The sequence below is a fragment of the Oceanispirochaeta sp. genome (assembly GCF_027859075.1).
Taxonomy (GTDB): domain Bacteria; phylum Spirochaetota; class Spirochaetia; order DSM-2461; family DSM-2461; genus Oceanispirochaeta.
In genome coordinates this window covers 1-13,087 of sequence record NZ_JAQIBL010000276.1, presented here as the reverse complement: position 1 = coordinate 13,087, position 13,087 = coordinate 1, and the positions used below count along the sequence as shown (strand labels likewise).

Genomic DNA, 13,087 nt, shown 5'->3' with positions numbered 1-13,087 from the left:
AAGCTGGCTCTTGTGGCTCATAACGGTCATGAAGGTGAAATTGAGAAGATTCTTGAAGATGCCGATATCGACCCGAATGAATACAGCCTCAGGTCCATCAGTTCTTTTGATGAGGTCTCAAAGCAACTCTTTCCATTGTCCCACTATATGTCCGGTGTTGACTTGGCCATAGGGGGCTGTGGTTATCACTTTTTTTATGAAACAAAATTCTACAATATTCAAACTCTCTACTTCCCCCAGCCCCGCATCGGCAATGAGCAGCACTGGCGGTTGGAACACTGTCTGGATTATGACGGACCCTATGACGGGGCCGATCAGATGGTGCAGAGGATAATGGAGTTGTTCTGATCGTCTTTGACGCAGTTCCGGCCGCCGTCTTTGGCATAGTACAGGGCTTTATCCGCCCGGAGGATGATCTGTTTCAGGCTGCTGTCTTCCGGGATCATATGGGCGATTCCGATGCTGGTGGTGATTTTTAAATTTTCATAATCTGGAAATTCAAGATTATGAATCTTTCGTCTGATTTCTTCGGCAATCCTGAGACAGTCTTCCATCCCTGTACCTTTCAGGAGAACCAGAAATTCTTCTCCCCCATAGCGGCAGACCTTGTCGGCGTTCCGGAATGATCCCTTCAGTGCCGCACCCACACTCTTTAGAACCCTATCTCCCGCGGCATGGCCGAAATTGTCATTGACAATCTTGAAGTGATCCAGGTCTATCATTAAAACACTGAGATCTTTTTTTTCTCTCCATAAACTCTGAAAATCGGCTTCGCCTGTATGCTCAAAAAAGCGACGGTTTTCCAGTCCTGTCAGGGGGTCGGTGCTGGCCATATGGGAAAGCTGGTTGGAATCTCTCTGTATAAAATGGGCATAGTAGCGTACGCACGCCATTGAACCCAGGGTCGACAGGAATATACTTGCTCCAAAGAAGACTCGACTGTAGGGGGATAAACCACTGAGCGAGGACAGGCCCGGTGTGAACTCAGAGAGGTAAAAAGCAATCAGACTCAACAGAGTATAAACCGTCCTTTCAATTCCCTTCTTGGGGAATAGTATCCAGACAATGGAGGGGACAACCAGGAGGTAAAAGTGAAAACCATAATCAGATGGAAAGAAAATCAGAGTGGCAGAGGCTGCATTGAGGAGGTAGTTGATGGAAAGGATGTTGGCATAGCTTCTGATATTTTTCTGTGCGTTGAATATTAGGACAAATAGATATCCAGGAAGAAATACCAGCTCCATCAACACACCGTACAAAAGTCCGGTCAGGGACATGACAAGAATGTCTGACAGAGTGATTCCTATACAAAAGAGAGAAATTAAGTGAATAAGTACCTTGTGGCGTTCATATTCCTTGAGCGAGATATCTACCATGGACTCCGGTAGAGATTGTGTTTCCTTCACATATCCAGAATATCAAATTGTGATGATATTCGCAAGAAAAATAATAGAATGTTTAGTTAAGTGGTCAGAATCTCTGACATTGGAATGATTTACGTAACAGATTCCCTGATATTAATAGAATACGCCAGTTGATAATTGCATCCTGTGGAATCGGAGATCCGCCCTGCTGCCGTCACTGCGGAGGTAGTCGGGGGAGCTGTAAAATGTCAGATACTTAAGTTCTGTCTGCCAGAGAGTCTTCCCATGTTCTTTCTGAATTCCCAGTCCTATCTGGATGCCAGGGTGCAGTTTCCGGGAGGCCTGTGATGCCAGCAGATCTTCCCCTGTCTCTAGGTTTTTATAGCTGGCATTCTCCTGGAGTAGAAAGAGGGTTCCTCCTCCCTTTACATAGAACCCCCTCTGTCCGGGATGGAGGAAGAGTCTTAAACCCAGGGGAAACTCCAGAGTATCCTGTCTGTAGGAGTAGGTTTTGTCTCCGTTTGTGAGGCTGCTTCTATTCCAGAAATATCCGGCTCCTCCCTCCAGTTGAAATACAGGTCCCAGATCCAGAAGCATCAGGGCTGCCACTCCGGGATTCGGTTCGACCCGTCTTTGGATGCCCAGCTCGGATTGTGTCCAGTCCCAGTTCCCTTTGCCGGTGCCGAGAGAGATCCCGAAGGTTCCTTCAAAACCCAAATGAAGGGACCTTCCGGAAAGGGTCATAGGCAGAATCAGGAGGAAAAAAAGCAGGGGGAGTCTTTTCATCGTTTCTTCCATTCTGCTTTGTAGAGAAGGGTCGCTGCCAGGTCCAGTCTGTTGATCCTGATGCTGCCGCTGCTCCCTTCTTCCCAGGAATATCCTGGAGAGCTGACGGGATGAACAAAGTTCAGGGAGAGGAGCATCTCAAAGGTCTCCCTGCTTGGGAATTTATAGTCCAGACCGACCAGAAGGGCAGCCATCATTCTTTTCTGGGGAGCTGAAGATTCTCTTTGGTCTGCCCCCTCGGCCCGGTATGTTCTGATGGCATCGGCGGGGAGAAGGATCAGTGCGGGGCCCGCCCCCAGATACCAGTGACTCTTGAAGGGGAGCCTGGTTTTAAACATCAGGGGGATTTCCAGTGACTCCTGAAGGTAGAGGTAGGAGGCATCATCCAGTTTCTGACCGGCTGTGATTTTTACTTAATTGATTCCCGATTCCCGGATCAGATTCAAGTCGCTCTGATAGCAGATAACAAGACCGGCACCGCCTCCGGCTCCCCAGAAGAGTGTTCCCGTGGCATCGGTATCAGTCCAGTCCCACAGCCCTTTCCCCGAGGGGTAACCTCCGCTGAAAAATGCCCTGCCGCCTATCCTGAATCCATGGGACCAAAGAAATCCCGATTGAATGATAAGTAAGAGGAGGATGAGTTTGAATTTGAATCTGAACTGAATCATCCCGATGATGCTCCTGAAATCTAATTGGATTTCAGTATAGACTTTTCAAAGGGGATTGAACAGAAAAAAGCCTGACCAAAAATGATCAGGATCTTTTCTAATTTATATAGAATCGGCTTTAAATTCTGATCCCGAAGACATATCGATAGTATCCCTTGAAGGAGCCATTCGATCCAAAGTCAACACAGTCTCCTGTAAACAGAGATGACTCCAATTGGCCGGGGTATTGGAAGTCCATGGTCACCCCCCAGTAGATCCCCAGGCCTTTCAAGGCAACCAGGGCCCGGGCCGACGGGACGGATGAATAGCTGTTTTTATACCGCTGACTATCCTGATAGCTCTGCTTCAGGCCACCATCCAGTTCTATGTCCAGAGGACCGAAGGGGACTCTGGTTCCCAGATGTATGCCCCAGACCATGTTTTCAGGATCTTCCAGGTAGGCCTCTTTGGTATTTCCAAAATAAAACAGGGTGTACAGAGCCCGTGTTCCCGATTGAAAACTCGTATAGATCCTGTAGTCATCACTGTATTCATACCAGACGCCGGCATCGACAATACCATTCCTGGAAATATTGACCAGTCCTATGGGCAGGCCGTGCATCTCTCTGGCAACATTGACAATACCGACCTGGGTGCCCATAGACGTCCCTGCCACATTGACTACCGAGGCCTGAAGACCCTGCATATAAGAGGAGTAGTTAAAGACTCCTGCAGCCTGAACACCATTGATTTCTCCGGCAATGTTGAATACTCCGGCTCCCTGAATCCCGGTGGATGGCATACCTGCAATATTGAAAACCCCGGCTCCCTGAATGCCGTGCAGGGACTCTTTGGCTATATTGAACAAACCGCTGCCCTGAATTCCATTCAATTGACCCTTCGTTATATTGAAAATGGATGAAGCCTGAATCCCGTCGAAAGATCCCTCGGCAATATTAAAAATATTCGAATATTGTATCCCGCGGCTGTAATCACCGGTTATATTGAACAGCCAGGATATCTGCAACCCTGATAGACGGGGAGCAATGGACCCGATCAGGCCGCCCTGAATCAGTACAGTATCGTCGTCGTTCAATTCGGGATAATTTAATCCCGGTAGGAGTGAAAATATGAACTTTTCCTCGCCGCTGTCGTGTCTGGGCTGCTCTTCTCCCCGGTAACGGGTCATTTCCATGCCGCTGATGCTGAAATCACGCTGTGTCAGGTAGAGCTGAGTGTTCCGGTTCAGGCTGACCTGGGCTGACATCAGGTTCTCCTGATCCAGGGAGTAGTCCATCCTTTGATCGGATTTTTTAATTGTATAGGTCCCCGAGGGAAGAGCCAGTTTCAGTGTGTCTCCCAGGGGTTTTGAGAATTCGGCGACTAATTTTCCCTGGCTGTTTCGGATGGAAAAACGTCCGTCTAATTCACCCGAGAGCTGGAGCGCCGATGTGGGCACAGTCAGGTCTGTGAGAACCAGATCGCCCGTTCCGGTGAGCTGGATTTCATAGGACGGGTGCTGTGGTCCTCCGATGGTGGATTCCGTTTGTGACAGGGTTTCATCAAAGGTGTGCTGATAAATCTCATTCAGGGTGACACGTCCGTCACCGGTGGCATCTGCGGCTCCTCTGAGACCTGAAATCAGGTAGTGAGTAAAAAAGGAGGCACCGATTCTGTCGGATTCCTGTGAAAGTTCATCCTCTGAGCTGGATGTCAGAAAGGCATGACCTTCCATGGAGGAGGATTCGTCAATGAGGAAAGGTGATCGTCTCTGACCGCCCTTTGTCCGGGTGAAGGCACCAGATGAACAGGAGTCTAATACGGCGATGACCACATCTGCACCAGCCTGATCCAGTTCGTCTCTGATTTCCTTATAAAGAATCTGTTCACCCTTGACGAGCAGGCCGTTTTCATCAGAATGGCCTGAATAATAAAACATGACCTCTGTTCTACGGACCAGATATCCCAGCTGATTGATTTCATTGCCGATCTGGCTCAGTTCCCTTCGTATCTCCATGGCTGTCGGATCCAGAAGAAGAATGCTGTCCGCGAGTGCGATTCCACCGACATCACTCATTGTCTGGGACATTTGAAGTGCATCATCTCCGGCGTAAAGGAGCCTTTGTCTGCCCTTTCCTCCATCGTTGGCACCGATAAAGATCCCGAAGCGCTTCACTTCCAGTGGAGCGGCAAAGCTGTTCATACTGATGAACAGCAGGACCGCTGCTGCGAGTCTTCTTTTATTCCTATTCATGGTTCCCATCTTTCCTTATAGGTACTGCATATTGTCTGATTTTCCCTGATGTTTCCCTGTTAATTTTTTTTATCAGCTGGGGAATATCCAGGACCTCATCACTGCTTCGTGCGGCTGAAGCGGTGGCATCCATTACAGCTTCGGTTGAAAATGGTTTATCCGAGGTGATCAGATAAAAGGTTTCAAAGTCAGGGGCATCGTCCAGTTCATAGGAGAAGGGGAGGAACTGTTCACCCCCTGTCTCCAGCCTGGGAGACTGATCTCCGGATTCTGGAAAATGTTTTGTGACAACCCCCCGGCCGTCAACCGACAGGATCACTCCAAAGGTAGGCCCGCTGACCTGATAGGCCAACTGGAGCAGATCGTACTCGACGGCAGCACTGTTGGAAGACAGACTTTCAGAATCTTTCCCTGTCTTTCGGTACACCCTCAGCTCGGGAATGCCCGCACCCTTGACTCTGGTCATTTCCAGGACTGAGTCATTTCTACTTTTCAGGGTCAGGGGGAGCATAAAGGCAATAATCAGCAGGGCCGCCGCGGCGGGAATCAGAATTCGTGTATTGAATTTTCTGGAAAAAGGAAGGATTTTTTCTTCTTTCTTAACTTTCGCGCCTTCCATTTGTCGGGCTATTTGAGCGGCCATCTCAGCGGGTTTGTACTTTTTGAGGATCTCTTCATCCGAGGCTTTCAGTTCCTCTACCGCCTGGGTCCATTGTGCCGCATCCCCTTCGAGAGTCCAATCCCGGGGCAATTCATTGAGCTTATACAGTTCTGCTTTTAGATTGCTTTTTTTCATGATTATCTTCCTTCCATTGAGAAACCTGCTTCCCGCAGTTTCCTCAATCTCCGTCTTACACCTGATACGGACAGAGATGTCATCTCAGCCGTTTCTTCAAGGGTCAGGCCGTCTCTATAATGCAGGACTGCAATGGTGCGGGTGGAGGCTTTCTGACTGTTGAAGATCTGATCCAGAAACATTTTATTCACAGCTTTTTCCTCCAGAACTTCGGTACTGACAATTCTGTCCAGTATTTCATCCCCCCAGCTCATCTTCTTCTCCTTCCTGATTATATTCAGGCAATGGTTGGTCGCTATTGTATAGAGCAGACTGGAGGGATAATTCTCCTTCAGTTTGTCCTGCTTGCTGATCAGCTTAACAAAGACATCCTGCATGGCATCCAGCGCCAGATCTTCATCTTTGAGGAGACTTCTACAGCGCCTTAATACCATCGGGCCGTATTTTATGTACAAATCTTCGATATTTATCGCCAGGGAAATACCCTCCTACTCAAATCAGTCAAAATGGTAATGATTATGCCTGTCATGGCTATATGTCAGAAACGGATTGTGCCAATTATATGAGAATCCCACATTAAAGGATACTTGATACTGAGCCAGTTCTGGCTGGGGGATGACAGTCCCGGGTATGATCCATTCATCCAGTCTGCAGGACCAGCGCATTCCGGCATAAAAACCTTCATGGAATACTATATTTCCTCCGGCTGAAATGAAGGGATACAATGACATCTGCAGTTCTTCTCCATCCCCCAATCTGACTGTTCCCGCATTCCCTATTCCTGCTTCAATATAGGGGTCCAGGAAACTTCTGGCTCCTATTAAATGATACCTCATAAAGAGTTGTCCCTGCCAGTCTAACATGGAGAATTCCTGATCATCGGTATAGAAATTGACCAATGCGTCCATACCAGTTCCTGTCTGGGAGTGTATGGTTTCTGTCTCTAGACCCCAATAGCGTTTGTCCTCATCATTGAGGTCGGACGGTCTGGTATTGCTGCTGCTGTTCTTTTCCCAGGTCATGATTCCTGCCGTTCTTATGGTATCATGGGCCGTCAGTGTTGATATGCTTATGGTGAGGATTATGAAAGCCAGTATTGTGCTTTTTCTGTTCATTCCGGTTCCCTCTTCTTGATTGCTGTTTATGAATTAAACAGGAACCTGTTGAGGAAATGTCACTTTTTTTAAAAAAAATCACACCCGGGCGACAAGACTCTTCAGGAGATCATAGAAAACAGAGCATCTCCTGAGAGCTGAATCAAATTCAGTCCAGGGGAATGACTTTACCCACATAGGGGAGGTTTCTGTGCTTTTGTGCATAGTCGATGCCGTAGCCGATAACAAAGACATCGGGGATTGTAAAACCAACGTAATCGACATCCACTTTGACCTCTCTCCGTTCGGGTTTGTCCAGGAGTGTGCAGATTTTCAGGGAAGCCGGTTCTCTGAGAGCCAGAAATTCCTTGACCCGTTCCAGTGTATATCCTGTGTCGATAATATCTTCCACGATGATGACATGGCGTCCGCGTATTTCTTCTTCAAGATCCTTCTTAATCTGAACGTCCCGGGAGGAATCCATGGAGTTGCCATAACTGGATACTACCATGAAGTCAATTCTTGCATCCATTTTTATATGACGGGCCAGGTCTGCCAGAAAGACGGTTGATCCCCGGAGAAGTCCCACAAGAATGATTTCTTCGGCATCTTTGTAATCATTTTCTATGGTTTCCCCCAGTTCCTTCACCTTTTTAGCCAGGTCTGCTTCATTTATCAGAACTTCGATGGTGTATTTCATTTACGCTCCCTTGTCTTCACATATCTATACATTATGTATTCAGTCTTACAAATATTCCACACGATTACGACCATTTCCCTTCGCCATATAGAGGGCATCATCCGCCTTGGATACGATCGTCATGGGGAGCTGACCCTTTTCCGGAATCATAGTACTTACCCCTATACTGAGGGTTAGAGCATTCTTGACTGGGGAAGATTCATTGCGTATGCCCAATCCGGTGATTGCAAGAATAATTCTTTCTGCCAGATCTATGGCTCCTTTTTTATCCGTATCAGGAAGTATCGCTACAAATTCTTCCCCGCCGTAACGGGACAGGGTATCGGATCGGCGCTTCAAAGTCTGTGAAATGGTTTCGGCAACGTTTTTCAGAGCATCATCACCGGCAGTATGTCCATAGGTATCATTGAATGATTTGAAGTGATCAATATCCATCATCAGAATGGACATCTTTTTTCTATCCCGCAAATTCCGGAACCACTCCTTATCGAGTATTTCATTGAAGTAGCGGCGGTTGGAAATCCCTGTGAGCCCATCCAAGTTGGAGATGGCCTTAAGCTGTTTATTTTTCTCTTCCAGCTGCTGCTGGAGTTCTTCCAATTCCACGATTTTAGCGTTCAGTTCATAGGTTTTATGTTCCAGTTCAATTTTCTGCCTGTGAATTTCCAGAAAAATACCAACTTTGCATTTCAAAACCATCGGTTCAATGGGTTTTGTCAGATAATCAACGGCCCCCGCATCATATCCCTTGAAGATATGATCATTTTCCAAGCTGTTTGCTGTGACAAAAATAATGGGTATATGCCTGGTTCGACTGCTGCTGCGCATCAACTCGGCTGTTTCATATCCGTCCATTCCAGGCATTTGAACATCCAGGAGAACCAGGGCTATCTCGTTATCAAGAAGCATCTCCAGAGCCTCCTGGCCTGATTCCGCTTTTTTTATAGAGAAATCCGGATTATCCAGAAGAGATTCAAGGGTCAGAATATTCTCTTTTCTGTCATCTACAAGAAGAATATTCATTTTATCTCCGAATCGAGTGGTCATTCATTACCTTTTTTAACTAGTTTTGTTCTGTACAAGATTATTTAGATAATTGCCTATCTGATCAAGCGGTAGAATCATGTCAGCAAACTCTGATGCTGAAGCGGGCATGGTTTCAGCTTCCGCAGTGGCGATATCCTGTACCAGCACATGTCCCCCCCGCTCTTTGATCTTTTTGACTCCCGAAGTTCCATCCGAGTTAGCCCCGGTCAGAATGATTCCTATCAGCTGCTCCTGCCATGCATCTGCTGCTGTTTCAAACAGTACATCAATGGAGGGTCTTGAAAAGTGGACTGGTGGAGAAATGCTGAGCGCCAGGGTTCCTTCCTCTTCTACCATAAGGTGGTAGTTGGGAGGGGCAATATAGATGCATCCCGCCCTGGTATCCATCTTGTCCTCGGCTCCCAGGACTTCCAGGTCACAGAATTTCCGAAGGTGGCGAACCATGAAATCATCCGAATGGGCACTGAGGTGCTGGACGATCAGGATGGTGAGGGGGAAATCCTCCATCAAAGGCGAAAGAACAGCAGGAAGGGCGGACAATCCCCCGGTGGAGGTTCCTATTACAATCGCTTTGAAATTGGAACTCATCGTTTTTTCCTGTAAATTTTCTGGCTGAGAGACACGGGTTCAAAGAGAGGACTGCATTCGGAGAACTTCAGGGATTCCTTGGAACCCAGGCAGAGAAATCCTCCCGGTATCAGGCTCTCATAAAACAGCTTGAGGACCCTGTTTTGCAGTTCCTGGTTAAAATAGATCAGGACATTCCGGCAGAATATGACATTCATTTCTCCGAAGACTCCGTCGGTTACCAGGTTGTGGTATGTAAAGAGAATCTTCTCCTTCAGCGACTGGTTAATCAGGACATGGTCATAGTCGGCTCTGTAGTAGCCGGCAAAGGAAGCCTTGCCTCCGGCAGTTTGATAATTTTTTGTATATTGTTTCATCAGCTCTACCGGATAGATACCCTCTCTGGCCTTTGACAGGATGAGTTCATTAAAGTCGGTGGCATAGATCTGTGTCTTATCAATGATTTTCTCTTCGTGCATAAGAATTGCCATGGAATAAACTTCCTGTCCAGCCGAACATCCCGCATGCCAGACTTTGAGAAAAGGGTAGGTTTGAAGATAGGGGATAAGTGATTCTCTGACAGATTTGTAAAACTCAGGATCTCTGAACATTTCGGTCACATTGATGGAAAGATCCAGCAGCAGTTCATTGAAAAATTCTTCATTGTGAATAATTCTGTGAAGCATTTCCAGGTAATTATCCATTCTGGATAGACTGAGCCGATGGTCAAGGCGTCTTTTTATATGAGCATGGGCATAGTTTCGGAAATCATAGCCATAGCACTGGTAGATTCCCTCAAGGACAAGATCAATTTCAATCCTGTTATTTTTGACAGTATCATCATTTATCATTGGTCGTATAACCATACTCTCAGCATGGACAGAAGCTTCTCTGTATCAATAGGCTTTGCCAGGTAGTCGCTGGCACCTGCTTCGATGCTTTTATTCCGGTCTCCCTTCATGGCCTTGGCGGTCAGGGCTATGATCGGTATTTTTTTGAAACTCTGATTCTTCCTTAGTTTCCGCATGGCCTCATAGCCGTCCATAACGGGCATCATAATATCCATGAGAACAAGATTAGTCTCTTTGCTGATTTTTTCAAGGGATTCAGCCCCATTTTTGGCAACATCCACAATCATTCCCTTTTCTTCAAGGACACTGGTCAGGGCAAAGACATTCCTCATGTCGTCATCGACCAGAAGGATCTTCTTTTCCTTGAAAATAGAGTTCTTATCATGATTGATATTCAGCATCCGCTGCTTATCCTGAGGCAGTTCTAATTCTACTCTGTGGAGGAATAGGGCTGTTTCATCAAGAAGCCGTTCCGGAGACTTGACGCCTTTGATGATGATGCTTTCTGAATACTGCCGAAGTTTGGCTTCTTCCTTCTGACTTAGATCCCTTCCGGTATAAATGATGATCGGAATATACCCCAGTTTATGATCAGCCCGAATCTTTTCAAGGAGGTCATACCCGGACATGTCGTCTTCCAGGCCCAGATCCAGAATCATGCAGTCAAAGGGACTGGATTCCAGTTCTGAGTATGCCTCGGCCCCTGTCGCAACAGTGATCGTCTCAACATCTCCGTCTCCGATGAGGTCTTTGATGCTTTCCCGCTGGATCAGATCGTCTTCAACCACCAGCAGCCGGCGGACAGACTGGAATGTCAGAGATTCAATCCTTGTGAAGGCTTCCTCAATTTTTTCAAGGCTTACAGGCTTGGTCACAAAACCTACGGCTCCCATCTTCATGGCATCCATTACACTTTCGGATCCTGACATGAAATGCACCGGGATATGACGGAGCTCAGAATTCGCTTTCAAACGTTCCATCACCGTCCAGCCGTCAATCCCGGGCAGACCGATATCCAGAATGATTCCTCGGGGTTTATAATAATCGGCAAAATGGAGTCCTGTTTCTCCATCTTCGGCCAGCAGGCATTTGTAACCTCGTTCTTGAGCAAACTCTTTAAGAATCTTTGAAAAACGGGGATCGTCTTCGATGATCAGGATGCTCTTCTCTCCCGGCTGGACGCTGCTGCGGTCATCTCTCACTTCGATGGAGTCCAGTATCGTTCTGTCCTGGATTTCCGGGGATACCAATTGGTCGCTTTGTCCATTCATAATCATGGATTGATCAGTTCCCTTCACGGTGGGGAGACTCTCTCCTGCAGGATGGCAGACTCTGGGAGTTAACAAGGTAAAAGTGGAACCTTTTCCGGGTGTGCTTTCCAGTGTGAGGTTGCCTCCCAGAACTTTGGACAGCTCCCGGGAGATGGATAGTCCCAGACCTGTCCCGCCGTATTTACGGCTCGTGCTGCCGTCAGCCTGTTGAAAGGCTTCGAAAATGGCGGCTTGTTTGTTCTCTGGAATTCCTATTCCGCTGTCTCTGACCCTGAGAGCTATCAGTTCTTCTGCTTTTACACCAATAGCTTTGGCTTCATTTTCTTCAGGTTTCTCGATAATAAGAGTCACACTGCCCTGTTCCCCTGTGAATTTGAAGGCATTGGTCAGCAGGTTTCTGAGAACCTGCTGAATCCTGTGTGAATCCGTATAGATCGACTGAGGGAGGGGGCTGTCCTGATTTACAGAAAAGTTGATTTTTCTTTCTTCTGCAAGACCTTTAAAGACTCGCTGCAGATCTGAGATCATGCCGGAGAAGTTCATATCTTCCAGATGAAGGTCTATTTTACCGGCTTCCACTTTAGTGAGATCCAATATTTCGTTGATCAGTTTGAGAAGATCCGATCCTGACGAATGGATGGCTGCGGCGGATTCAATCTGCTTCTCCGAGAGGTTGGAGCCTTTGTTCTGTTCCATAAGCTGTGAAAGGATGAGTATACTGTTCAGAGGAGTTCTCAGTTCATGGGACATGTTGGCCAGAAACTCTGATTTATACTTGCTGGCCATTTCCAGGTCTTTGGCTTTTTTTTCAATTTCCTTCTGAGCCTGGGTGAGTTCCCTGTTTTTATTGGAAATTGAGGCTGTCTGATTTTCCAGAGCTTGTGTCCTCTCTTCCAGCTCCTCGTTGGTGACTTTCAGTTCTTCCTGCTGGGTCTGTAGTTCTTCTTCCGATTCTTTCAGGGCCCTTGTCTGTTCTTCCAGTTCCTCATTGATCACCCGAAGTTCTTCATGTTGCTCCTGGGCATTTTTCAGGAGTGAATCAATCACTCCCCGGGATCTGGTGGTGTTGAACTTCATGGCTACATTACCCAGATTCTCAGTCAGGAAGGCCCTGTCCCGGTCTTCAAAGGGTTTCATCGAGGCCACAAAGAAAACTCCAAGAGCCTTTGTTTCATAAATCAAAGGTGATACCGCAAAAAAGGGAGGTATCCGTTCTGCGACACCATAGTTCAGAGACGGTACATCCTCTTTCGGATTGGTATAGAAGATGGGGGAGCTTTCATTCAGAGCCTGACCTATGATTCCCTCACCTCTTTTTATCCGGGTGAAATTCCCCTGACGGTCAATGAAGGCATGGGAGGCAATCAGTTCTACCTGATCAGGATCATCCCGGCTTGTCAGATAAATCCCCCCCATCTGAGCCTCCAGATGTTCAATGACTAAGCGAAGAAATCTGCCGGACAATTCGTCTTCGCTCCACTCTCCCCGCAAGGCATCATCCAGACCTTCTTTACCCTGTTTCTGCCAGTCCATCAGACTCAGCTGACTGGCCATGGTGTTGAGTGACTGCCCGAGTTCTCCCAGTTCATCCTGCCTGTTCTCAAAATCAAGCTGTCCGTCCAGGTTTCCATGAGATATTTTGTAGGCAAATTCTTTGCTGGCAATGATGGGGCCGGTTATATTGGAGGCAATGAACAGGGCTCCGATGAT

At 47.3% G+C, this 13,087-nt stretch carries 14 protein-coding genes; 1 reads left to right on the top strand and 13 read right to left on the bottom strand.

The genetic code is table 11. The annotated features are described in order from the left end of the window. On the top strand, positions 1-348 hold a 348-nt coding region (locus tag PF479_RS15365; RefSeq protein WP_298008177.1), incomplete at its 5' end, for a hypothetical protein. Here PF479_RS15365 and PF479_RS15360 read toward each other — a convergent pair. The 13 genes from PF479_RS15360 to PF479_RS15300 form a co-directional block, all read right to left on the bottom strand. Beyond that, entirely contained in the window at positions 315-1,376 is a 1,062-nt protein-coding gene (locus PF479_RS15360) for a GGDEF domain-containing protein (RefSeq protein ID WP_298008175.1), read from the bottom strand. The two genes, PF479_RS15365 and PF479_RS15360, sit on opposite strands and share 34 nt — an antisense overlap. Positions 1,377-1,517: 141 nt before the next feature. Further along, a complete protein-coding gene (locus tag PF479_RS15355) occupies positions 1,518-2,150 on the bottom strand; it encodes a hypothetical protein (RefSeq protein WP_298008172.1) in 633 nt (210 codons plus the stop codon). Continuing rightward, positions 2,147-2,488 carry a hypothetical protein gene (locus PF479_RS15350; RefSeq protein ID WP_298008171.1) on the bottom strand — a complete coding sequence of 114 codons (342 nt, stop codon included), beginning with the start codon at positions 2,486-2,488 and terminating at the stop codon, positions 2,147-2,149. Before PF479_RS15350 ends, PF479_RS15355 begins: the two co-directional genes overlap by 4 nt. Positions 2,489-2,563: 75 nt before the next feature. Beyond that, positions 2,564-2,818: a hypothetical protein gene (locus tag PF479_RS15345; protein ID WP_298008169.1), complete on the bottom strand. Its 255-nt coding sequence runs from the start codon at positions 2,816-2,818 to the stop codon at positions 2,564-2,566. A gap of 118 nt (positions 2,819-2,936) precedes the next feature. Then, positions 2,937-5,051: a caspase family protein gene (locus PF479_RS15340; RefSeq protein WP_298008167.1), complete on the bottom strand. Its 2,115-nt coding sequence runs from the start codon at positions 5,049-5,051 to the stop codon at positions 2,937-2,939. After that, positions 5,044-5,847 carry a hypothetical protein gene (locus PF479_RS15335; RefSeq protein ID WP_298008165.1) on the bottom strand — a complete coding sequence of 268 codons (804 nt, stop codon included), beginning with the start codon at positions 5,845-5,847 and terminating at the stop codon, positions 5,044-5,046. Before PF479_RS15335 ends, PF479_RS15340 begins: the two co-directional genes overlap by 8 nt. Before the next feature lie 2 nt (positions 5,848-5,849). Next, positions 5,850-6,302, bottom strand: coding sequence for a sigma-70 family RNA polymerase sigma factor (locus PF479_RS15330; RefSeq protein ID WP_298008163.1), 453 nt, complete (start codon positions 6,300-6,302; stop codon positions 5,850-5,852). A gap of 42 nt (positions 6,303-6,344) precedes the next feature. Next, positions 6,345-6,962 carry a hypothetical protein gene (locus tag PF479_RS15325; protein WP_298008160.1) on the bottom strand — a complete coding sequence of 206 codons (618 nt, stop codon included), beginning with the start codon at positions 6,960-6,962 and terminating at the stop codon, positions 6,345-6,347. A 148-nt stretch (positions 6,963-7,110) separates the two neighbouring features. Continuing rightward, complete coding sequence (hpt, locus tag PF479_RS15320; protein WP_298008159.1) at positions 7,111-7,641, bottom strand: hypoxanthine phosphoribosyltransferase; 531 nt, start codon at positions 7,639-7,641, stop codon at positions 7,111-7,113. Positions 7,642-7,686: 45 nt separating this feature from the next. After that, positions 7,687-8,664, bottom strand: a complete 978-nt coding sequence (locus tag PF479_RS15315; RefSeq protein ID WP_298008157.1) for a diguanylate cyclase — start codon at positions 8,662-8,664, stop codon at positions 7,687-7,689. Positions 8,665-8,700: 36 nt separating this feature from the next. Further along, positions 8,701-9,276 (bottom strand): chemotaxis protein CheB, encoded by a 576-nt coding sequence (locus PF479_RS15310; RefSeq protein ID WP_298008155.1) that lies wholly within the window; start codon positions 9,274-9,276, stop codon positions 8,701-8,703. Beyond that, positions 9,273-10,121, bottom strand: coding sequence for a protein-glutamate O-methyltransferase CheR (locus PF479_RS15305; protein ID WP_298008153.1), 849 nt, complete (start codon positions 10,119-10,121; stop codon positions 9,273-9,275). Before PF479_RS15305 ends, PF479_RS15310 begins: the two co-directional genes overlap by 4 nt. Next, a partial coding sequence (locus PF479_RS15300) for a response regulator (protein ID WP_298008151.1) occupies positions 10,103-13,087 on the bottom strand: 2,985 nt, incomplete at its 5' end. The genes PF479_RS15305 and PF479_RS15300, both read right to left, overlap by 19 nt.

Excerpts from the sequence above, each read along its gene's own strand:
- PF479_RS15360 (WP_298008175.1), bottom strand. The coding sequence starts at position 1,376 with ATGGTAGATATCTCGCTCAAGGAATATGAACGCCACAAGGTACTTATT.
- PF479_RS15355 (WP_298008172.1), bottom strand. The coding sequence starts at position 2,150 with ATGAAAAGACTCCCCCTGCTTTTTTTCCTCCTGATTCTGCCTATGACC.
- PF479_RS15350 (WP_298008171.1), bottom strand. The coding sequence starts at position 2,488 with ATGTTTAAAACCAGGCTCCCCTTCAAGAGTCACTGGTATCTGGGGGCG.
- PF479_RS15345 (WP_298008169.1), bottom strand. The coding sequence starts at position 2,818 with ATGATTCAGTTCAGATTCAAATTCAAACTCATCCTCCTCTTACTTATC.
- PF479_RS15340 (WP_298008167.1), bottom strand. The coding sequence starts at position 5,051 with ATGAATAGGAATAAAAGAAGACTCGCAGCAGCGGTCCTGCTGTTCATC.
- PF479_RS15335 (WP_298008165.1), bottom strand. The coding sequence starts at position 5,847 with ATGAAAAAAAGCAATCTAAAAGCAGAACTGTATAAGCTCAATGAATTG.
- PF479_RS15325 (WP_298008160.1), bottom strand. The coding sequence starts at position 6,962 with ATGAACAGAAAAAGCACAATACTGGCTTTCATAATCCTCACCATAAGC.
- hpt (WP_298008159.1), bottom strand. The coding sequence starts at position 7,641 with ATGAAATACACCATCGAAGTTCTGATAAATGAAGCAGACCTGGCTAAA.
- PF479_RS15315 (WP_298008157.1), bottom strand. The coding sequence starts at position 8,664 with ATGAATATTCTTCTTGTAGATGACAGAAAAGAGAATATTCTGACCCTT.
- PF479_RS15310 (WP_298008155.1), bottom strand. The coding sequence starts at position 9,276 with ATGAGTTCCAATTTCAAAGCGATTGTAATAGGAACCTCCACCGGGGGA.
- PF479_RS15305 (WP_298008153.1), bottom strand. The coding sequence starts at position 10,121 with ATGGTTATACGACCAATGATAAATGATGATACTGTCAAAAATAACAGG.